The organism is Rhodococcus sp. 3258 (genome assembly GCF_031456475.1).
Classification (GTDB): Bacteria; Actinomycetota; Actinomycetes; order Mycobacteriales; family Mycobacteriaceae; genus Rhodococcoides; species Rhodococcoides fascians.
This window is the reverse complement of sequence record NZ_JAVDUT010000002.1, coordinates 169,440-189,539: the sequence shown is the minus strand read 5'-3', so window position 1 is coordinate 189,539 and position 20,100 is coordinate 169,440. Positions and strand designations below refer to the sequence as shown.

Below are 20,100 nucleotides of genomic sequence, written 5' to 3'. Positions count from 1 at the left end.
GTGCAGACCGATGTGCAGGAACGTTCGGGTCCATAGCGTTGTGGTCGTCAACGAAACAGCGAAGAACAAGCACAGCAGAGGAACCGTCATGCACGCCGCAGTACTACTTTCACAACAACACTCGACCACCGAGCAGGTACTCGGGTTCGGGCTGGGAACCATCGTCTTGGTGGCAGTGCTCGGCGCGGTCGTTCTGTTCGTCGCCGCGCTCGTCAGCATCCTTCGCTCACCCAATTACAGTGTCGCAGGCCGTGCGGTGTGGATCTTCGTCGTGCTCGCGTTTCCGTTTCTCGGGCCTCTGGTCTGGTTCGTATGGGGCCGCACCTCGACGTTCGCCGTCGAAGCGTCGAACAGTCTCAGATGACCGATCCGATCGTGCGTGCCGCATCCGGGAACTCACCGGCGTTCGAGCCCGCGTAATTCAAACGAAGGAACTTGCCGGTGGGTTCGGCCGGGAAGTAGTCGTCTCCCGCTCCGACGATAACACCCGCCGATTTGCATTTGTGCACAACGCCTTCCAGGTCGATGTCGTCACGCAGGCGCATCCACAGATTGAGTCCACCCCGGGGGATCCGGTCGAGATGCCCGCGAGGGGCGAACTCGATCAGGCTGTGGGCCAATAGGTCTCGACGCGCTTCGAGTTGCGTGCGTAGGCGTCGTAGGTGTGTGCGCCAGGCGGGTTGGGTGACGACGTCGAGAGCGACGGTCTGCAGGATGCCGCTGACGTACATCGATTCGGCTCCCGTGTCGGCGAGGATACGTTCGTGGGCCGGGCCACGAGCGATCAAGCCTGCCAACCGAATCGACGGTGATACGACCTTGGTCAGCGAACGCAGGTACACCACATGTCCGCCGTCGTCTCGTGCGGCCAATGGGCTGGGTTCGGCGGTGATGCCGAAATCGTGGGCGGAGTCGTCCTCGATCAGGAACGCGCCGTGTCGTCGAACGATGTCGAGCACACGTTCGGACAGGTCCGGAGACCACTGTGCTCCGGTGGGGCTGGCGAAGGTCGGTTGAGCGTAGAACGCCCGCGCGCCGGACTCGGCGAATGCCTGCTCCAGCGCGTCCGGGTCGGGTCCGTCGACCCCGGTGGGGACCGGGACCACGCGAACGCCCGCCTGCGTTGCCGCCAGGATCGCTCCCCAGTACGTCGGCGATTCCATGAGAAGTGGGCGTCCCGCACCGACGAGCGCCCGAAAAGCCGTGCTCAGGCCGGTCTGGCTGCCCGGGATGATGACCACGTCGCTGGCCGAGGGCGGCGTGACGCCCAGCGGGGTGGAAGCGCCGAGTTCCGCGGCGAACCAAGCTCGAAGCTCGGGCAGACCTGCGGTCGGTGGCCGGGCAACCACTGCGTCGGTGCGTGAAGCTCGGGTGAAAGCAGCGTGAACGAGTCGCTCCGGCAACAGCTCTCGGGCCGGGTAACCGGAATGCAGAGCGATCACGTCACTCGACGTGGACTGCAGTGCGGCGGGGAGTTGCAATCTGTTTCCGGGTGCACCGAGCGCGGCAGTCTGCCACCCGTAGTCGTTCGGGCGGGCCGTGTGCACGGTCTTGACGAATGTTCCGACGCCAGGCCGTGTTTCGATGACACCCTGCGACATGAGCGTGCGCAGTGCTTTCTGCACCGTCACGGGGCTGGCCGAATGCTGGGCCACCAGCGCCCGAGTGGATGGCAGCTTCGCCTCGGGCGGGGCGGTTGCGATCCAGGTTCGCAGTGCGGACACGATCCGGGAACTGCTATCGTCGGACATGACACAGCATAGTAGCGCTACCCAGCTCGCGCCGGGACTGCTATCCCGAGCCGGCCTCTTGTGGGGACTGTTGGGTGTCACGGCGTTCTCGTTCACCGTGCCACTGACTCGGATCGCCGTGACCGGTGGCCTGTCGCCGCTGTTCGTCGGGTCCGGCCGGGCCGTCGTCGCCGCGGCTCTCGCTGCTGCCGCCCTGGCCCTGACCTCGCAACGGTTGCCACGCGGACGGCAATGGGTTCGACTGGGTGTCATCGCGGCCGGGGTCGTCATCGGTTTCCCCGTGCTCACGTCGTTCGCTCTGACCACCGCCTCCGCCGGCCACAGTGCCGTCGTGGCGGCCGCGATGGGATACGCGGAGGGCGGGCTGCTTGCGCGTGAACTGGGAGCGTGGCAGACGGTCTCGTGGGCGCTTGTCGTCTCCGTTCCGGTGACCGGAGCGATGACGGCGTTCGCGTGGTGGCATCAACCCACGAGCGGAGGTGTCTCGGAGTGGGCTGCGTTCGCCTATCTGGCCGTCGTGAGTATGTATCTGGGGTTCTTCGCCTGGTATCGGGGGTTGGCCATCGGTCCGATGTCGAGCGTGAGCCAGGTGCAGCTCGTTCAGCCGGTGCTGACGATCTGCTGGGCCGCGATTCTGCTCCACGAGGGACTGACGTGGCCGGTGGTCGTGGGTGGAGCAGCGGTCATCGTATGTGCAACAGTGGCGGTCCGAACTCGGATGTCGCCGTCCGTTCGACAGGAGGAACTTTCGTCATGACGCGATCGATCGATCAGGCACGCAAGCTCGAGAATGTTCGCTACGACATTCGTGGCCGCATTCTGGACAAGACCGAGGAACTCGAGGAGCAGGGGCACAAGATCCTGCGCCTCAACGTGGGTAACCCGGCCCCGTTCGGTTTCGAGGCACCCGACGAGATCATGATGGCGATGATTCGCAATCTGCCTACCGCGCAGGGATATTCCGACTCGCGGGGCCTGTTCTCGGCGCGCACCGCGGTGGTGCAGTACTACCAGACCAAGGGCCTGAGCGACCTCGACGTCGGCGACGTCTACCTGGGCAACGGGGTCTCCGAGCTGATCACCATGACGATGCAGGCGCTGTGCAACCCCGAGGACGAGGTGCTGATCCCCTCCCCCGACTACCCGCTGTGGACGGGCTCGGTGGCTCTCGCCGGAGGCACTCCGGTCCACTATTTGGCAGACGAGACTCAGGACTGGGCTCCGGACTTCGAGGATCTGGAATCGAAGATCACCACCCGTACCCGGGCCATCGTCGTGATCAATCCCAACAACCCCACTGGTGCGGTGTACTCACGCGACGTTCTGCAGCGTTTCGTCGACCTCGCGCGCGAGCACGATCTGATTCTGCTCGCCGACGAGATCTACGAGAAGATCGTGTACGACGGTTCCGAGATGACCAATCTCGCAACTCTCACCGGCAAAGATGTGCTGTGCCTGACCTATTCGGGGTTGTCGAAGGCCTACCGAGTGTGTGGATTCCGTGCCGGGTGGCTGGCGATCACCGGTCCACGGCGCCGTGCGGCGAGCTTCATCGAGGGCATCACGTTGCTGTCCAACATGCGCATGTGCGCGAATGTGCCTGCACAACATGCAATACAGACGGCGCTCGGCGGCCGTCAATCGATCGAGGACCTCCTGCTGCCGACGGGTAGGTTGACCGCGCAGCGCGATCTGGCGCATCGAATGCTGAACTCCATCGACGGGATCAGCTGTGTGCAGGCTGCGGGCGCGCTGTACATGTTCCCCAAGCTCGACACCGACCGTTTCGGCATCGTCGACGACGAGAAGTTCGTCCTCGACCTGCTCGAATCCGAGAAAATCCTGGTCAGTCACGGTCGAGCGTTCAATTGGGATGTGCCCGACCACTTCCGGCTCGTCACCCTGCCCAACGTGGACGATCTCTCGACCGCACTCGAGCGGCTCGGCAACTTCATGAGTTCGTACACGCAGTAGAACCGATTCTGCTCGAGCTGATTTTAAGTCCGTGCGGGCGCTCGGCAAGGGGGTATTCGCGCAGATGAACCCGCGTATCGCTCTGCTGCACGGCCTTTGGCGAACCCGCATTTCCCCGACGCCCCGGGGAAATGCGGGTTACGCTCGTCGTCCGATCTGCCGGGCGAGAGGGAATTCGTGGATCTATGGGGCTATTTGCAGGGGCGGGGTGAATCCCTCGCGTTTCTGACCTATCAACATGCGTCGCTGGCGTTTCAGACGGTTCTGGTGGGCACGGTCGTGGCCGTGCTCATCGCGATCGCAGTCCATCGTCTGCCTCTCTTCTCGGCACTGACGCTGACGACCAGTCGAGTAGCGCTGACGATTCCGTCTCTGGCGTTGCTCGCGCTGCTCATCGTCCCGTTCGGCTTGGGTGTGGTGCCCTCGTTCATCATGCTCGCGTTCTTCGCCGCCATGCCCGTGATCGGCAACGCCATCGTCGGACTGCGTGGAGTTCCCGACACCGTGATCGAGTCGGCGAAAGGAATCGGGTTGTCGCGCAGCCGCATCCTCGTCTCCGTCTCGCTGCCCATGGCATGGCCGGTCATTCTCACCGGAATCCGCGTCTCGACTCAGATGGTTGTCGGCGTCGCGGCCATCGTCGCGTACGTACTCGGGCCGGGCCTCGGGTCGCTCATCTTCAATGGCCTGTCGAGACTGGGCGGGACCAATTCCGTCGAGATGGCAGTGACCGGCACAGTGCTCATCGTCGTCATCGCCCTGGTGTTCGACGGCCTGCTCGTCCTTCTCGGGCGCCTCACCATCTCGAAGGGATTGTCATGACGGACAACACAACCGGCGAGCGAACGGTCACCGGCGCCTCGATTCGCCTCGACGGTGTGGTCAAGCAGTACAAGGGCCAGAACAAGGCGGCGGTGCAGAAGATCGACCTCGATATCGAGGCCGGCCACATCGTCGCGTTCGTCGGTCCGTCGGGTTGCGGGAAGACGACCACGCTGAAGATGATCAACCGCCTCATCGAGCCGACGGAGGGCCGAATCTTCATCGGCGACCGTGACGTCACCGGTGAGGATGCGGACAAGCTGCGGCAGTCGATCGGGTACGTCATTCAGTCCGGCGGACTCTTCCCACATTGGTCGGTCGCCAAGAACATCGGCGCCATTCCACGGGTACTGGGGTGGGACGCGAAGAAGATCGACGAGCGAACCGATTACCTGCTGGATCTGGTGGGACTCGACGTCGCCGACTTCCGCGATCGTCTACCCAAGGACATGTCGGGCGGACAGCAACAGCGAGTGGGTGTGGCGCGAGCACTCGCCGCCGATCCACCGGTGTTGCTGATGGACGAGCCGTTCGGTGCCGTCGACCCGATCACCAGGGTTCGACTGCAGGACAGCCTCATCGCCATCCAGCACGAACTGGCGAAGACGATCGTGATCGTCACCCACGATTTCGAGGAAGCGACGAAGCTCGGTGACAAGGTACTGATTCTGTCCGAGGGCGGCCACATCGAGCAGTATGCGACGCCGGAAGAAATCTTGGCAAAACCCGCGAGCCCGTTCGTCGAGGAGTTCATCGGATCCGGGGCCACGCTGGCACATTTGACGTTGTCCCGCGTCAAAGACGTCGACCACGACTCGGTCGTCACCGCCGAGGTGGGCGATGCGTCGCAGGAGGTCATCGCTCGTGCTCGGGCTCAGGGTGCCACCTGGATCGTCGTCATCGACGAACACGGCCGGCCCCGCGCCTGGCCGTCGCTGGACGAAGTCGCCACCAAGGAGCGCATCACCGACTATGTCGACGAGCGATTGCCCACCGTCGCACCGTCGTCCACGCTCAACGACGCACTGGACACGATGCTGGCCGCCAGTCAGGGCGGCGTACTCGTCACCGACGGCCGCGGTGCCGTCACCGGCGCACTGACGATCGCAACCGTGATGGCCGTCATTCGGGGCCAACTCTCGGATGCTCGCTCCGGTGACGGTCACGTCTCGTATTCGGCCCATACCGAGGGCGCAGCAACATGAATCGACTTCGACGCGCACCGTTGGACGTGTGGTTCGAGCCGCTCCTCATCGTCGTGCTCGGGGTCGGTTACATCCTGTGGTACCGCTCCACGACGCTGACGACTACCGAGCAGGCATCACTGGGCTGGGACAATTTGAAGACGACGATCGTCGACCACATCGTGTTGACGTTGACCGCGACCGTGATCGTCGTCGCCATCGCAATTCCGTTGGGCATCCTGCTCACTCGCGACAGGGCGAAGAATTTCCGACCGGTGGCCGTCAACTTCGCCAACATCGGCCAGGCCGCTCCGGCGGTGGGTCTGATCGTGTTGCTGACGATGTGGCTCGGAACCGGGTTCCGCACCGCCGTCATCGGATTGGTGGTCTACGCGATACTGCCGATTCTGCAGAATACGATCGTCGGAATCCAACAGGTCGATCAGCGGACCATCGAAGCGGCCCGGGGAATCGGGTTCTCCGGCCTCCGCACGCTGGTGCAGGTGGAGTTGCCGCTCGCGGTGCCTGTGATCCTGAACGGCGTACGTACCGCGTTGGTCATTCTCGTCGGCACCGCGACACTGAGCACCTTCATCGGGGCGTCAAGCCTCGGCACGCTCATCACCACGGGTACCACGCTGTTCCTACCGAAGTTACTCATCTCCGGTGCCGTTCTCGTTGCGCTGCTCGCATTGATCATCGACTGGCTCGGCCGTGTGGTCGAACTGATCGCGACCCCACGAGGAGTGGCATGATTCGCCGACTGGGCACGGCAGCAACCGCTCTCGCTCTCGCAGCATCACTTGCAGGCTGTGGGTTGGTCAGCTCGTCGGGAACGTTCGAGAGCACGTCACTCCCGGATGGTGCGACCCCGCTCGACGGCGCATCGTTGGTGGTGACGAGCAAGAGCTTCACCGAGGGTGTATTGCTCGGAAAGATCACGGCCACATACCTAGCCGCTGCCGGCGCAAAGGTCACCGACCTGACCGGAGCGCCGGGGTCGGCGTCGTCGAGACAGGCACAGCTCAACGGTGACGCAGACATCCTTTGGGAATACACCGGTACCGGGTGGGTCAACTACCACAGCCAGACAGAGACGATCAGTGATCCGCAGGAGCTGTGGGAGCGCGTCCGCGACATCGAGAAAAGTGAGCACAACCTCGACTGGCTACCGCCCGCGAATTTCAACGATACGTATGCGTTCGCCGCTTCGGCCGAGACGGCTCAGCGTCTCGGGGTCGCATCTCTGTCGGATGTAGCGAAGCTCCCCGCGGCCGAACGGACTTTCTGCGTGGACGACGAGTTCTTCTCTCGCTCCGATGGATTCGGGCCGATGCTCGACACGTACGGCATCGGATTGAACGCACCCGACGGGGTACCGTCGGGCAACGTCACGCGGATGGATGCGGGTGTCGTCTACACCTCGACCGCCGACAGCTCACCGTGCAACTTCGGGATGGTCTACACCACGGACGGCAGAATCAAGAACTTGAATTTGACTGTGCTGCAGGATGACAGGGCCTTCTTCCTGCCCTACAGCGGGACCGCGGTGGTGCGCGATTTGGTGCTCGAACAGCATCCCGAGATCGCCGATCTGCTGGCCGTCGTATCCGAGCGATTGACCGACGATTTGATGCAGGAGTTGAACGGGCGGGTCGACATCGAGGGCGAAGACCCATCCGATGTCGCCTACGAGTGGTTGAAGAGCGAAGACCTGGTGACGTGAGGTCCGGTCAATTCGTATCCGGCTCGAACAACTCCTCGATAGTGCAGTCGAATGCTGCGGCAAGGCGGAAGGCGACAGGCAGGCTCGGGTCGAACCGCTCCTTCTCGATGGAGATGATCGTCAGTCGGGTGACGTCGATTCGCTCGGCCAATTCGCTCTGAGACCACCGCTTCTCGGTGCGGCGCCGTCGAACATCGTTCTTCACTCGGACAGGGCCCGGTAGCGCGCGAACGCGTACCGCGCGGTGAACGATGCGAATGCCGCCAGCAGCAAGCCCGTCAGCAGCAGCGTGGCCGGGGGATCGACGCGGGCGATGGACACCACCGCAAGAGTCAGACCCAGCACGGTCACCAGATCGGTGGCCGTACCGCTGGACGCGGATGTCGTCCAATGGCTTTCGATGCTGTCGCCCGAGGTGTAGGTCTGGTCGGCGGTGACCGGCGCGACGAACAGTATCCAGCCCAGCATCGCGCCGAAGGGCAGCGCGGTGACGCCGAACACCAGCGCGGAAACCCCTGGCGCGATGGGTGACACGAGCCAGGCGAGCAGTGCCGTCGCCGATGCAGTGGCCAGGCCGACAGCGGCGACCGATATCCATCTGAGTCTCACCTGAATGCTCCGTTCGTTGGTATAGCTCGCTATACGTATAGGAAACCATACATCCCACTCCGATGTGTGGTCCGCAGCGAGCTACTGGCGGTATGGTTCGAGCACGTGGATTGCCGGATTTCGGCGTCGTACTCAGCCCTAGGAGCCTGATCGTGCATTCGTCTTCACTCGGAGATCACTGATGGCCGGCGGACTGGTAGCCCTGCTCGACGACGTGGCCGCGCTGGCACGGCTGGCGGCAGCATCGATCGACGACGTGGGAGCCGCTACCGGCAAAGCGACGGCCAAGGCCGCCGGTGTCGTGATCGACGACGCAGCGGTGACGCCTCAGTACGTTCGCGGTCTCGCGGCCGAACGGGAATTGCCCATCATCAAGCGCATCGCTGTCGGCTCGCTTCGGAACAAGCTGCTAATCATTCTGCCGATCGCCCTGCTGCTCAGTCAGTTCCTCCCATGGCTGCTGACGCCCATTCTGATGCTCGGTGGCTGCTACCTCAGCTACGAGGCAGCGCACAAGATCTGGGGAGCGCTGTTCGGCCACGGCGATCATCACGCCGAGGCAGAGGACGGGCCGCGGGACGAGGACAGCGTGGTGTCCGGTGCCGTTCGGACCGACCTGATTCTCTCCGCCGAGATCATGGTCATCGCTCTCGACACCATTGCGAGCGAGGGCTTCTGGAGTCGCCTCATCATCTTGGCGGTCGTCGCGGTGGTCATCACCATCGTCGTCTACGGCGTCGTCGCCCTCATCGTCAAGATGGACGACATCGGTCTGAAGCTGGCCGAGGGCTCGTCCGGGTTCGTCGAAAAGTTCGGCCGCGGACTGGTCAAGGGCATGCCGAAGGTGATGGCAGTGCTGTCGGTCGTCGGCACCGCAGCCATGCTGTGGGTCGGTGGGCACATCCTTCTCGTGGGCATCGACGAGCTCGGTTTCCACCCCATCTACGAGCTGGTGCACCACGGTGAGGATGCGGTGCGTGGGGTCGCGGGTGTCGGCGGAGTGCTGGCGTGGATCGTCAACACTCTTGCGTCGGCAGTCATCGGTGCGATCGTCGGCTGCATCATCGTTGTTGCGCAGCTCGGGATCTCGAAGGTGCTCGCCAAACGGGCCGCCGCGAAGTAGTGCCTGTATCGGCGACGTTCGCCGTCGTTCATCCCTCCTCGGAGCCGGCGCTCGACATCCTGTTTCGCTACAACGTCGATATCGTCGGACGCTTCTACGGCCGCGAGGCGTCGGACGAGGAAGTACGACGAGTCATGGTCGACGAGCCGAGTGACGATCTCGTGGGTGATTCGGGCCTGTTCGTTGTCGCATACCTGGGCGCGACGCTGGTCGGTTGCGGTGGTGCTCGTTTCGTCTCCGACGACATCGCAGAACTGACTCGGGTCTTCGTCGACGCGCGCGCCCGTGGAAACGGCGTCGGGTCGTCGATCGTCGAGTTCGTCGAGGGATCGGTTCGCCAATCGCGCCGCACGACAGTGCGATTGGATACGCGAGCGGACCTCGTCGAGGCCCGGGGCCTGTACTCCAAGCTCGGCTATCGGGAGGTGCCGGCATTCAACGCCGAGCCCTACGCCGAGGTATGGCTGGAAAAGCGACTGCTTTGAACAGCTTTCGTCACCGACGAGCCAGCTCGAGGACCCGTCGCTCGGACAGGGAGACATCGGCGAGCGATGCGGTCAACTCGTCCCACGCCTTCTGAACGCGGAGTTCATCTCGGCGGAGGCGCTTCTGCGCAGCAGCGAGTCTGCGCCGCTCGGCCAGAAGCACATGCCGATCGCGATCTTGCTCGGCCAAGAGGAGGTACGTGTGCGGATCGAACGGATACATGCCAACTCCTAAGGTGTAGTGGGGAATCCATGCATCAGCACCATCACGTGTTCACGCTCCCCCGAGGTCGCGTTCTCGCCGTGTCGACGCCATTTGTCGATGACGGCACGCATCTCCGTGCCCATCTTCTTCGTCTCCTCGGCGGTGAGCCGCAGGACGTCGTCGGAGCTGAAGGCCGCCGATACCCACTCTTGGCCCCACGACTCGGAAGTCCGGTCGAAATCACGCAACCGAGACCACTGGTGCGCCAACCAGGAGTCCTTGGACGCCTTGGCGACCGACAGTGACTCGGGCGAGTCGGAGAAGTCGTTCTCGGACCAGCTGAAGCCCTCCTCATTGGCCTCCGACCACCAACGTTGGCGCTTGTCCGAGCCGTTCTCTACCTCCTTCACGAACCCGTGCTCGGCGAGTTTGCGCAGGTGATAACTCACCGAGGCGGGTGACTCGTCCACCAGATCGCCGAGCTGGGTTGCCGTCATCGACTTGTTGGCGCGGAGTGCATAGAGCAGACGTAACCGGATGGGATGCGTCAGCGCTTTCAGCTCGGACATGTCTGTCAGCTTGCGCGGCGTCCGGGACGGAGGTGGTGGGCTCATGCAACAACCATAACCCGAAAGAAATATTTCGCAATAGTTCTTTCGGGTCTGCGGTTGGGGTATCAGTCCCGCCAGATGGCCGAGAATTCGTACCAGGGACCGTCCAGGTGCGTGGCGGTGAAGTCGTCGAATCCCGCGGGCGGTCCACCTGGTGCATACGCCCAGCCCGAGGCGCTCATGAGGGAGAAGCCGCCGTCTTCGGTGAAGTAGACCTCGCCGCCAGATGTGGCGCGTGCCGAGCTGATGTCGAACGGGCCGATCTCGATGTGTTCGCGGCTACTCGAGGGCTGTGCACTCAATTCTCGCGCAACGGCCTCGAATTCGTCGCGATGGTCCAGCATATTGTCCGGTGGCAGCAGTACCAGAACAGCCGCTGCCAAGCCCACCACCACCGGAGCCGACGCTATCCACCACGACCATCTTCGATCCTGGCCGACGACGTGGAGGGTGCGAATTGCCCAGATGAACCCGACGATCAGCAGCACCAGGATCGACGACGCGCCGGCGAGGAGCGGATCGAACCAGGCGAACTGTCCGTAGGGCGAGGGCCACCAGTTCCTGGACACGCATACCCACGTGACGGCGGCGATCGTGGTGAACACCAGCAGGATCGGCCCGGGCGGTTTCGAGGCTTTTCGAGGTGCGTTCGCCGACTCGATGAGGCGGTTCTTCAGGCGCTCGATGATGGTCGTGTTCCCTACGCGTCGGAGGTGGCATCCGCGCTCAGGGTCCCACATTTGTCGATGACTTCGGGGCTAACTGCTGTGCACGGTGACGGCGTATCCGTCGGGGTCACGTAGGACGAAGGTCTTTCCGAAGGGGCCGTCGAAGGGGGCGGTCACGATCGTCACGCCGGCGGCGACGAGATTTTCGTGGAGCGCTTCGGCGTCGTCGCACACCAGCCAGAGGGCAACTCCGAGTCCCGGCTGACCACTGTCGAGATCCGTTTCGGGAGCGGGGTTTCGGACGGCGAACGGTATCGGTGAGGTGGTGAACACCACTGCGCCGGGTGGTGCCTGGGGTGCGCGGACGAGGCCCAGCTGCGATTCGTAGAAGTCTGCACTGACGGCGAGGTCACGTACCTGGAGGGAGAGGAAGCTCGGTCCGGAAACGGTTGCAACGGTCATGTCGTGTCCTTTCGGTAGTTCGTCAAGTTCTTGACGAGATGAACGTATGTCAAGATGTTGACATGAGTCAAGTGGATGTCGACACCTCGATCGGTTACGCCCTCAAGCGGGCCACGTCCGCCCTGCGTTCGGCGATGGACGAGTGCCTACGCGATCTCGATATCACCGTCTCGCAGTACTCGAGCCTCGAACTCCTCGCGCACAAACCGGGACTGTCCAACGCCGAACTCGCGCGCGCGGTATTCGTCAGCAGGCAGGCAACCCATCAACTGCTGGCCGGGCTCACACGCGGCGGCCTGGTGGAGATCGAGGGGGTAGGTCGAGACCAGCGTCTGTACGTGACAACCCTGGGCAGGGAGCGCCTGCGGCAAGCGTCGGCCGCTGTCGCCGCGGTGGAAAATGCCATGATTGCGTCGCTGTCCAAAAGTGAGCGAGAAGTGTTGCACCGCAGCCTTGTTACGTGTGCTGAGGCTCTGGACGGGTGCGAGCAGTCGTAACCTCGGTGGTTCTCGGTCAGGCGAAGCCGGCGTGCATTTCCCAGATCAAGATCTCGCTCGCCGTCGATGCTGTCACACGGTGACCTCCGGTGGCGGTGAGTCGGACCGCGTCACCCTGGGCAACGTCTCCGACGGTCTCGAACACTGCGGAACCGTCGGCGACGAAGACGTGACCGTACGGCGCGTCAGGGACGGTGACGGACTCCCCCGGTGCGAGTCGGGCGGTATGCAGCGTCGCGTAGCGGTTGCCGATCCGAACGCCGCCGCGGCCCGGCATGCCGGACGCCACCGGAACCAGCTCGCCGTTCGCCAGCTGGTCCTGTACGTCCAGCTCTTCGTACGAGGGGTCGGTTCCATCGGTGTCGGGTGGGATCCACATCTGCACCACGCGCAGCTTTTCGCGGCTGGTCCGGCTCGACGCATTGGTCTCGGTGTGCCGGATTCCGGTTCCGGCACTCATGCGTTGAACGAGGCCGGGGTAGATCAGCCCCGAATTGCCCTCGGAGTCAGTATGTTTCAGCGTCCCTTCCAACACCCACGTGACGATCTCCATGTTCTCGTGCTGATGGGAGTCGAACCCTTCGCCGGGTAACACCGTGTCCTCGTTGTGCACCATCAGTAGCCCGTGCGCATTGGCCGCGAGGTCGTAATTGCCGGTGGCGGGAAACGACTGCTTCGAGTCGAGCCACTCGTTCCACCAGTGATGGCGTTGTGCACCGCGTATGTGAGTCACGGTCACGATGCGTGGTTCCGCATCGCCGTGAAAGTCCGGGTCAGAGCCGCGAGATCGTTCGGGTCCACCAGATCGAACATTTTCCCTCGCACTGCTTCGACGTGTCCCGGGCTGGCGGCGGCGAGGGTGTTCATGCCCGCTTCGGTGAGTTCGGCGGACATTCCTCGCTTGTCGTCGTCGCATTTGACGCGCGTGACCCAGCCGTTGTCGACCAGTCGGCTGATGGCCCTGGTGACGCCGCTGCGAGTCGTGGTGACGGCGTCGGCCAGTTCGCTCATTCGTCGGCGACGGTCGGGCGCTTCGGACAGCACGACCAATAGCTCGAAGTCGGTGAAGGAGATCCCGGAGTCGCGTGTGAGTTGATTGTCGAGGTCGCGAAGCAGCAGCCGCGTCGCATCGAGGTATGCGCGCCAGGCCTGCTGTTCGTCGGCATCGAGCCACCGTGGTGAGTCCATGCCCCCATGCTAGTTGACAACGCAACTAACCGGTGTACTGTTCTCGGTAGTTGACGAAGCAACTACCTGACCGGAGGCCGAAGCGATGACTGAAACCAACGAACTGACTGCAGACGAGACACGCCGCGCGCAGGAGCACGCCGAGCAGCGGGACCGCATCCGTCAGCAGTACATGAAGCCTGCAGGTGAGCGTCCGGCATCGTCTGCCCGCGGACTTCATCACACGGCTTTGGTCAGCAGCGATGTCGAGGCGACCGTGCGGTTCTATCAAGACCTGCTCGAGTTCCCTCTGACCGAGCTCATCGAGAACCGTGACTACCCGGGTTCGTCGCACTTCTTCTTCGACATCGGCAACAGCAACCTGTTGGCCTTCTTCGACTTCCCCGGACTCGACGTCGGGCCGTACGCGGAGGTGCTGGGCGGTCTGCATCACGTGGCCATCAGTGTCGAGCCCACCCGCTGGGAGCACCTGCGCACCAAGCTGATCGACGCGGGAATCGAATTGATCGAGCACAGCGAGGTCTCGCTCTACTTCCGCGACCCCGACGGTGCACGGCTCGAACTGATCGCCGATCCGCTCGGTGAAATGTACGGCTCGCACGTTCTCTGAGAACACACCTACTTTCGAGATTCGAGGCAATGACATGACCTCTGCAGCAACCACACTCGACCTCCGCCGCGCCGACGACCGATTCAAGACCAAGATCGGCTGGCTGGACTCCAAGCATTCCTTCTCGTTCGGCAACCACTTCGATCGCAGTAACACCCACCACGGCGTCCTCATGGTCAACAACGACGACATCGTCACCCCGGGAATGGGATTCGATACCCACCCGCACCGCGACATGGAGATCATCACCTGGGTTCTGCAGGGATCGCTGGTGCACCAGGACTCGATGGGCCACTCCGGAGTCATCTACCCCGGCCTCGCACAGCGCATGAGTGCGGGCACCGGAATTCTGCACTCCGAGAAGAACGATTCGTGGCGACTCGGCGATACTGCCGGCTCGTACTCGGGCAAGCACGGCGATCCTGTTCGCTTCGTCCAGATGTGGGTCGTGCCCGACGAGCAAGGCATCACCCCGGGCTACGAGCAGCTCGAGATCGACAACGAATTGCTCAGCGGCGGTCTGGTTCCCGTCGCATCCGGCATGCCCGACCATGCCGATCACGCCGCCATTCGCATCAAGAACAAGTACGCTGCCATGCACGTGGCGCGCCTACAGCCCGGGCAGGCTCCGGTGGAGATTCCCGATGCACCGTTCGTGCACATCTTCGTGGCCGAGGGTGAGGCGATGCTCGAGGGAGTCGGACCCCTCGCGCAGGGTGACGCCGTGCGCGTCAGCGGAGGCGGCGGTCAGAAACTGAGCAGTGCCAGTGGTGCCGAAGTGATCGTCTGGGAGATGCACGCCGCGATCGCCGGTTAATCGGTCTCTCGGTGTGGGCGGAACGAATGCTCCTCGTGGTCGAGTTCGTGTTCGAGGCTGCGCATGCTGTTGTCCGGTAGCCGGCCGGCATCGCGCCAGCAGAGCAACTCTTCTCGCTCCACATCGAGGATTCGGCGGCGCGTACTCATCGCAGCAATCTGTTCCGGTGAGATGACCGCGTCGCCGACGTCCGTCTCGTCGAGATGATCGAGTCGACGGTGGTAGCGGTCGATGCGATGCTCGAGCTCGCTCCGCAGGATCTCCCGGCCCTCGTCGTCGAGGTTCTCTTCGTCGGCGATGCGATCGAGCTGTGACAGTGCAGCTTTGGCCGATCCCTCACGTGCTTCGTTTCGCAGACGCGCCTCTGCGGCGGGGTCCGCGACGACGTTCAGCTTGCGCACCAGTGGAGCGAACGTGAGGCCCTGTCCAAGGACCGTCACCAGCACGACGAGAAATGCGCAGAACAGCAACAGGTCTCGGCTCTCGAACGGCTCGCCCGAGTCGATCGTCAGAGGGAGCGTGAACACCGCGGCGACGGTGATGACGCCGCGGGTGCCGGCCCAGCTCATCACCACCGCCTCGCGTGGGGACAGCCCGGTCGTGAGCAACCACAGCGGACGCAGCAGGAGCACGCCGGCCAGAGTGACCGTGACCGCGAGAGCGATGGTCGTTCCCGAGTAGGCCGAGAGGCCGCCGACCACGGTGGGCAGTTGCTCACCGATGAGCAGAAAAACGAATCCCTCCAGCAGCAGATCGATCAGTCGCCACACAGCGCTGGTCTGCAGTCGGCTGGCCCCGGAGATGGCGTGGCGGGTGTGGTGCCCGATCACCAGAGCCGCGACGACCACGGCGAGAACACCCGAGGCGTGAACTTCCTCTGCCGCCAGGTACGCCACGAACGGCGTCGCCAGCGACACGATGTTGAGCAGCAGCGAATCGTGAACGTAGCGCTGTACGAGGCGAATCAGCAGGGCGACGACCAATCCGACGACGATTCCGCCGGCCGCAGCCAACACGAACAACCCACCCGCGTGGACGAAGGTCATGTCCTGACTGGATATTGCGGCGATCGCGACGGTCAGCATCGTCAGCGCCGTCGCGTCGTTCAGCAGTCCCTCACCTTCGATGAGGGTGACGAGTTTCGGTGGGATACCGGCGCGACGACCCACCGCAAGGGCGGCGACCGGGTCCGGCGGCGCAACCGCGGCACCGAGCGCCAAACCGGCGGCCAGGGTGATGCCCGGAACGAGCAACCACATGCCGACGCCCACGAGGGCAGCCGTGGCCACCACGAGGGCGACCGACAGACTCAGGATCGTCCAGACGTTGCGGCGGATCGCGATCAACGAGGAGTTCAGCGCGGCGCTGTAGAGCAGCGGCGGAATCACCAGAGTCAGCACGACTTCGGGGTCGAGAACGATGTCGGGCAACGCCGATGCCGAGACGGCCAGGCCGGCCAAGGTCAACAACGCTGCCGCGGGCAGCGCCGTCTTCTTCGAGATCACCTGCGCGGCGACGATCAGACCCGTCGCCGCCAGGACCAGGCCCAGAGTTTCTATCACCCGGCTGTATTCCACCAGGTCAGGGGTTCAAACTATCTCTTCAACCCGAACATCTTCGCAATCGTCTTCTCCATGAATGTCGCCGGCAGCAACCGTCGCGCCAGAAACACGACCGGTGCGTTGCTTCCTCTGGCGTACAAGGGTTTCGGCTTGTCGGCCTCGATGGCCTTCAGTACTACTTCGGCGACGTCCTCGGCGGAGATTCCGGTTCCCTCCTTTCGATCCAATGACGAGATCGCTGTGTGGAAGTCGTCTCGGTGGACCGAATCCGCGGCGATGTACTTGGTGCGTCGTTCGCTGATTCCGGTGTTGATCGATCCCGGCTCCACGGTGGTCATCCACACGCCGAACGGAGAGAGTTCCAGCCGCGCTGCGTCGGAGAAGCCCTTGATGGCTGCTTTCGTCGACGCGTACGAGGAGCGGTAGGCGAGCGGAAAGCTCGCCAGCATCGACCCGACCATGACGATGCGGCCGTACCCGCGCTCACGCATGCCGGGAATCACGTTCTGCGACAGCGTCACTGCGCCGAACACGTTCAATTGGAACAATCGCTCGATGGCGTCGGTCGGCAGTTCCTCGAAGGGCCCGGACTGGCTCTCGCCCGCGTTGTTGACCAGAACGTCGACGGCGCCCAGCTCGGCAACGAATGCGCCGATCGACGCGGAATCGGTGAGATCGAGAGCGCGATACTCGACGCCTGCTGCCCGTTGATCGGAGGTCATCGAATCCGGATTCCGAGAAGTGCCGATAACTCGGTAGCCGCGGGCGACCAGCGCCGACGCGACGGCCCTTCCGATGCCCGACGAAGCTCCGGTGACCACTGCAGTGCGATTCATGCCCAGATGGTACCGGTGCAGTCGGTTCGTAGCGCATGACGAAACCGCCCATACCGGTTAGTCTGTTACCCGTGCAAACGAATCCTCCCGCTTTGCTGCTCGAGCACATGTGCATGGCCTTCGGCCCCAAGATTGCGGTCGACGACCTGTCGTTGATGGTTCCGCCCGGGTCGATGTTCGGGTTGGTCGGCCCCAACGGTGCTGGTAAGACGACATGTCTGTCCATGGCGGTCGGGCTGCTCAGACCGCAGTACGGCCGAAGCCTCGTTTTCGGGTGTGACGTCTGGGCCGATCCGATCGCGGCGAAGGAGCTGCTCGGCGTGCTACCCGACGGACTGACATTGCCTTCCCAGTTCACCGGCCACGAGCTCCTGACCTATATCGGTCGACTGCGCGCGATGCCGGAGGACGTCATCGCACAGCGTCGCGACGAGCTGCTGAACGCGTTGGGTCTCGCCGATGCAGGCGGAACCGTCATCGCCGACTATTCCGCCGGAATGACCAAGAAGATCGGACTGGCGTCGGCGCTGTTGCACGGGCCTCGCCTCTTGGTGTTGGACGAGCCCTTCGAAGCCGTCGATCCCATCTCGTCGACGACGATCCGCAACATCCTGATTCAGTTCGTTCGCTCCGGTGGCTCGGTGATCCTGTCCAGTCATGTCATGGCCCTCGTCGAACGGCTGTGCTCCCACGTCGGTGTCATCACCGGTGGTCGAGTCGTGGCGGCGGGAACGGTCGACGACGTCCGCGCCGGTGGCACCCTCGACGACGCCTTCGTGCGCCTCGTCGGATCCCGAGACCAGAACCCGGACGGCTTGTCCTGGATGCGCTCGTGAAGTCGGTCGGTCGCACCGTCCTGCAGATGCGAATCACGCTCTACCGCAGGCAGTTCAAGGGCGGACAAGCAGTGGTCAAGACCGTGTTCGGGTTGCTGGGGCTGGCCCTCGCGGTTCTCGCATGCGTGATGGCGGCCCGAACCGGCGCGTCGCAGGTATTGGTGGGCGGCACCGCAAGCCTCGGACTGACCCTGACGGGCCTGAGTTGGGTGCTCTTCCCGGTGCTGTCGGGTATCTCCGACGACAACATCCAGCCCCGCCACTTCCAATTGCTGTCCGTCGATCCTGCGCGACTGGCCCGTGCGCTGCTGACCACGTCGGTGATCGGCATGGTGGTTCCGCTGACGATCGTCGCGACGGCGTCCATTCCGATCTACGCTCTGTCGCGGTCGGCTGCCGCAGTACCTCTGGCGCTCGTGGCCTGGCCCGCGACGGTGGTGTTCTTCGTGACGTTGTCACGGGTGGTGACGCTGGCCATGTCGCAACTACTCAAGAGTCGCCGCAGCCGCGAATTCGCGTTGCTGGCGTTCGGCGCTGTCTTCGGAGGCCTGTACTTCCTGCAGTTCCCCATCACGCAGAATCTCGATCGTGTGCTGTCGGGTGAGGTGACGTGGCCGCTGACACTGGCTCATTCGATTCCCTTCGGCTGGGGCATCACCGGCGTCGATGCTGTGCTGGAGGGCAATTGGCTGTTGGCGATCGGCGCGGTGGTGGGATTGCTGCTGCTGGACGTCGCACTGGTGTGGGCCTGGCAGCGACTGGTTCTACGCCACTTCGAGGGACGTGTCTCGACGTCGTCGGGATCGACCCGTAAGCAGACGGCAGAGAAGGGGCGCGACGGTGCAACAGGGTGGCGGGCAACGCGCGTCGGCGCGGTAGTGACCCGAGAGCTGTCTCTGTGGCGCGGTGACATGCGTCGTCGGAGTCAGCTGCTGTCGGTGCTGATTTTCGCAGTGCTGGCCGGCATCGGCCCGCTGGTGACCGACTCGATTCCGTTCAGCGCAGCCTGGGGTGCGTGGATCACGATCTTCATGGCGATGGGTGCGGGATCGAATTCGTACGGTCTCGACGGTGGTTCGATGTGGCATCTGGTGATGATTCCGCAGGCTCTCCCCGACGACATCCGTGGTCGGCAGATCGCCTGGTTGCTGGTTGCGACCCCCTTCGCGATCGTGCCGGTCCTGGTGGTCCGAGTGTTCGGTGATCTCGGGCTCGACCGATGGGAGATCCCTGTCGCCGTGACGATCTCGATGCTCGGAGTCAGCGCCGGTCTGACCGCCGTGAACTCCGTACGCGGTGCCTACCCGGTGCCCGAAGCTACGAAGTCGTTTTCGATGAACACACGGGGGTCGTTCACCGGAAATGCATTCGTATTCCTCATCCTCGGGATAGTGGTCCTGGCCGTGTCGGTCGTGCCCGCACTGCTTCTCGCACTGCTCCTTCCGGGAGCGTGGGCGTATCTGTCCATCCTGGTGGCCGTAGCGATCGGCTGGCTGGGGATGTGGTGGGGCGCGCGAATGGCAGTCGGCACGCTGGTTCGTGACTCCGACAGAATCCTGAACTCGGTGATCTCACGGTAGTGCGCGGATCGCCCGACACGGGTTCCCTGCAGCGAACGTATGCGGCGGTACGTCGCGGGTGACGACACTTCCGGCTCCGATCACCGAGTTCTCGCCGATCGTGACTCCGGGACAGACGATGACGCCTCCGCCGAGCCAGACATTGTCTCCGATAGTGATGGGAAGGGCGCTCTCCCAACGAGATCGACGAGCATCGTGGTCCTCCATGGGATGCAGCGCCGTCAGTAGCTGGGCCCGTGGACCGATCGAGACGTCGTTCCCGATGGTGATGGGCGCGCAGTCCAACAGAATGGCGTCGTAGTTCAGAAAGCTGTTGGACCCGATGGAAATGTATGTGCCGTAGTCGCATTGGAATCGCGGCATGATCCACGAGTCCGCTCCGATGGAACCGAGTAGCTCGCCGAGCAGTTCACGTCTTTCTGCGTCCTGGTCCGCCTCGGTTGCGTTGAATCTGTCGAGCAGCTTTCCACACGACACCCGAGACGCCACCAGGTCGGGATCACTGTCTCGATAGAGTTCGCCGCGCAACATCCGGTCTCGATTCTCGCTCATGG

Annotated in this window: 26 protein-coding genes; 14 read left to right on the top strand and 12 right to left on the bottom strand. The window is 63.5% G+C overall.

Annotated features, from left to right (window positions below; genetic code table 11):
* Window positions 1-88 precede the first annotated feature (88 nt).
* The gene (locus J2X62_RS08325) at window positions 89-364 is read left to right on the top strand and encodes a PLD nuclease N-terminal domain-containing protein (protein WP_027495096.1); all 276 of its coding nucleotides are present in this window, start codon (window positions 89-91) and stop codon (window positions 362-364) included.
* Here J2X62_RS08325 and J2X62_RS08320 read toward each other — a convergent pair.
* The gene (locus tag J2X62_RS08320) at window positions 357-1,751 is read right to left on the bottom strand and encodes a PLP-dependent aminotransferase family protein (protein WP_094695857.1); all 1,395 of its coding nucleotides are present in this window, start codon (window positions 1,749-1,751) and stop codon (window positions 357-359) included. The two genes, J2X62_RS08325 and J2X62_RS08320, sit on opposite strands and share 8 nt — an antisense overlap.
* Between J2X62_RS08320 and J2X62_RS08315 the strand changes: the two genes are divergently transcribed.
* The 6 genes from J2X62_RS08315 (at window position 1,750) to J2X62_RS08290 (ending at window position 7,457) form a co-directional block, all read left to right on the top strand.
* Window positions 1,750-2,508, top strand: coding sequence for a DMT family transporter (locus J2X62_RS08315; RefSeq protein WP_310179663.1), 759 nt, complete (start codon window positions 1,750-1,752; stop codon window positions 2,506-2,508). The two genes, J2X62_RS08320 and J2X62_RS08315, sit on opposite strands and share 2 nt — an antisense overlap.
* Window positions 2,505-3,725 (top strand): pyridoxal phosphate-dependent aminotransferase, encoded by a 1,221-nt coding sequence (locus J2X62_RS08310; protein ID WP_032392587.1) that lies wholly within the window; start codon window positions 2,505-2,507, stop codon window positions 3,723-3,725. Before J2X62_RS08315 ends, J2X62_RS08310 begins: the two co-directional genes overlap by 4 nt.
* 177 nt (window positions 3,726-3,902) lie before the next feature.
* The gene (locus J2X62_RS08305; protein ID WP_310179660.1) at window positions 3,903-4,547 is read left to right on the top strand and encodes an ABC transporter permease; all 645 of its coding nucleotides are present in this window, start codon (window positions 3,903-3,905) and stop codon (window positions 4,545-4,547) included.
* Window positions 4,544-5,752, top strand: coding sequence for an ATP-binding cassette domain-containing protein (locus J2X62_RS08300; RefSeq protein WP_032367689.1), 1,209 nt, complete (start codon window positions 4,544-4,546; stop codon window positions 5,750-5,752). Before J2X62_RS08305 ends, J2X62_RS08300 begins: the two co-directional genes overlap by 4 nt.
* Window positions 5,749-6,486 carry an ABC transporter permease gene (locus tag J2X62_RS08295; RefSeq protein WP_179274294.1) on the top strand — a complete coding sequence of 246 codons (738 nt, stop codon included), beginning with the start codon at window positions 5,749-5,751 and terminating at the stop codon, window positions 6,484-6,486. The genes J2X62_RS08300 and J2X62_RS08295 overlap by 4 nt, the downstream gene beginning before the upstream one ends.
* Complete coding sequence (locus J2X62_RS08290; RefSeq protein WP_310179657.1) at window positions 6,483-7,457, top strand: glycine betaine ABC transporter substrate-binding protein; 975 nt, start codon at window positions 6,483-6,485, stop codon at window positions 7,455-7,457. The genes J2X62_RS08295 and J2X62_RS08290 overlap by 4 nt, the downstream gene beginning before the upstream one ends.
* A 7-nt stretch (window positions 7,458-7,464) precedes the next feature.
* On the opposite strand, the gene J2X62_RS08285 is transcribed toward J2X62_RS08290, so the two are convergent.
* Window positions 7,465-7,662, bottom strand: coding sequence for a helix-turn-helix transcriptional regulator (locus tag J2X62_RS08285; protein WP_032373454.1), 198 nt, complete (start codon window positions 7,660-7,662; stop codon window positions 7,465-7,467).
* Complete coding sequence (locus tag J2X62_RS08280; protein WP_094621841.1) at window positions 7,659-8,066, bottom strand: hypothetical protein; 408 nt, start codon at window positions 8,064-8,066, stop codon at window positions 7,659-7,661. The genes J2X62_RS08285 and J2X62_RS08280 overlap by 4 nt, the downstream gene beginning before the upstream one ends.
* Before the next feature lie 181 nt (window positions 8,067-8,247).
* On the opposite strand from J2X62_RS08280, the gene J2X62_RS08275 reads away from it, so the two are divergent.
* Together J2X62_RS08275 and J2X62_RS08270 are read left to right on the top strand one after the other, a co-directional pair.
* The gene (locus J2X62_RS08275; protein WP_094621842.1) at window positions 8,248-9,189 is read left to right on the top strand and encodes a DUF808 domain-containing protein; all 942 of its coding nucleotides are present in this window, start codon (window positions 8,248-8,250) and stop codon (window positions 9,187-9,189) included.
* Entirely contained in the window at window positions 9,189-9,674 is a 486-nt protein-coding gene (locus J2X62_RS08270; protein ID WP_094621843.1) for a GNAT family N-acetyltransferase, read from the top strand. The genes J2X62_RS08275 and J2X62_RS08270 overlap by 1 nt, the downstream gene beginning before the upstream one ends.
* A gap of 10 nt (window positions 9,675-9,684) precedes the next feature.
* Here J2X62_RS08270 and J2X62_RS08265 read toward each other — a convergent pair whose 3' ends face one another.
* From J2X62_RS08265 to J2X62_RS08250, 4 genes are all read right to left on the bottom strand, one after another.
* Window positions 9,685-9,897, bottom strand: a complete 213-nt coding sequence (locus J2X62_RS08265) for a hypothetical protein (protein ID WP_032373455.1) — start codon at window positions 9,895-9,897, stop codon at window positions 9,685-9,687.
* An 8-nt stretch (window positions 9,898-9,905) separates the two neighbouring features.
* Window positions 9,906-10,493 (bottom strand): helix-turn-helix domain-containing protein, encoded by a 588-nt coding sequence (locus tag J2X62_RS08260; RefSeq protein WP_032373456.1) that lies wholly within the window; start codon window positions 10,491-10,493, stop codon window positions 9,906-9,908.
* Between the two features lie 62 nt (window positions 10,494-10,555).
* Window positions 10,556-11,230, bottom strand: a complete 675-nt coding sequence (locus tag J2X62_RS08255) for a DUF1109 domain-containing protein (protein ID WP_310179652.1) — start codon at window positions 11,228-11,230, stop codon at window positions 10,556-10,558.
* A gap of 18 nt (window positions 11,231-11,248) precedes the next feature.
* Complete coding sequence (locus J2X62_RS08250; RefSeq protein ID WP_032367695.1) at window positions 11,249-11,620, bottom strand: VOC family protein; 372 nt, start codon at window positions 11,618-11,620, stop codon at window positions 11,249-11,251.
* Between the two features lie 62 nt (window positions 11,621-11,682).
* Here J2X62_RS08250 and J2X62_RS08245 point away from each other — a divergent pair, with 62 nt between their 5' ends.
* The gene (locus J2X62_RS08245; protein WP_310179649.1) at window positions 11,683-12,117 is read left to right on the top strand and encodes a MarR family transcriptional regulator; all 435 of its coding nucleotides are present in this window, start codon (window positions 11,683-11,685) and stop codon (window positions 12,115-12,117) included.
* Between the two features lie 16 nt (window positions 12,118-12,133).
* Here J2X62_RS08245 and J2X62_RS08240 read toward each other — a convergent pair whose 3' ends face one another.
* Window positions 12,134-12,856 carry a pirin family protein gene (locus J2X62_RS08240; protein WP_310179648.1) on the bottom strand — a complete coding sequence of 241 codons (723 nt, stop codon included), beginning with the start codon at window positions 12,854-12,856 and terminating at the stop codon, window positions 12,134-12,136.
* Complete coding sequence (locus J2X62_RS08235; protein WP_032382398.1) at window positions 12,853-13,305, bottom strand: MarR family winged helix-turn-helix transcriptional regulator; 453 nt, start codon at window positions 13,303-13,305, stop codon at window positions 12,853-12,855. The genes J2X62_RS08240 and J2X62_RS08235 overlap by 4 nt, the downstream gene beginning before the upstream one ends.
* An 85-nt stretch (window positions 13,306-13,390) precedes the next feature.
* Between J2X62_RS08235 and J2X62_RS08230 the strand changes: the two genes are divergently transcribed.
* On the top strand, window positions 13,391-13,915 hold the full coding sequence (locus J2X62_RS08230) for a VOC family protein (protein WP_027495111.1): 525 nt from the start codon (window positions 13,391-13,393) through the stop codon (window positions 13,913-13,915).
* A 34-nt stretch (window positions 13,916-13,949) separates the two neighbouring features.
* Window positions 13,950-14,732: a pirin-like bicupin family protein gene (locus tag J2X62_RS08225; RefSeq protein WP_094662351.1), complete on the top strand. Its 783-nt coding sequence runs from the start codon at window positions 13,950-13,952 to the stop codon at window positions 14,730-14,732.
* Here J2X62_RS08225 and J2X62_RS08220 read toward each other — a convergent pair.
* Together J2X62_RS08220 and J2X62_RS08215 are read right to left on the bottom strand one after the other, a co-directional pair.
* Entirely contained in the window at window positions 14,729-16,294 is a 1,566-nt protein-coding gene (locus J2X62_RS08220) for a Na+/H+ antiporter (RefSeq protein ID WP_310179643.1), read from the bottom strand. The genes J2X62_RS08225 and J2X62_RS08220 overlap by 4 nt on opposite strands.
* A gap of 32 nt (window positions 16,295-16,326) precedes the next feature.
* A complete protein-coding gene (locus tag J2X62_RS08215) occupies window positions 16,327-17,130 on the bottom strand; it encodes an SDR family oxidoreductase (RefSeq protein WP_310179641.1) in 804 nt (267 codons plus the stop codon).
* 35 nt (window positions 17,131-17,165) lie between these two features.
* Between J2X62_RS08215 and J2X62_RS08210 the strand changes: the two genes are divergently transcribed.
* Window positions 17,166-17,966 carry an ABC transporter ATP-binding protein gene (locus J2X62_RS08210; RefSeq protein WP_371832715.1) on the top strand — a complete coding sequence of 267 codons (801 nt, stop codon included), beginning with the start codon at window positions 17,166-17,168 and terminating at the stop codon, window positions 17,964-17,966.
* On the top strand, window positions 17,963-19,546 hold the full coding sequence (locus tag J2X62_RS08205; RefSeq protein WP_032367701.1) for a hypothetical protein: 1,584 nt from the start codon (window positions 17,963-17,965) through the stop codon (window positions 19,544-19,546). The genes J2X62_RS08210 and J2X62_RS08205 overlap by 4 nt, the downstream gene beginning before the upstream one ends.
* Here the strand turns inward: J2X62_RS08205 and J2X62_RS08200 are convergent.
* The gene (locus tag J2X62_RS08200) at window positions 19,538-20,098 is read right to left on the bottom strand and encodes a sugar O-acetyltransferase (protein ID WP_032367702.1); all 561 of its coding nucleotides are present in this window, start codon (window positions 20,096-20,098) and stop codon (window positions 19,538-19,540) included. The two genes, J2X62_RS08205 and J2X62_RS08200, sit on opposite strands and share 9 nt — an antisense overlap.
* Window positions 20,099-20,100: the final 2 nt, after the last annotated feature.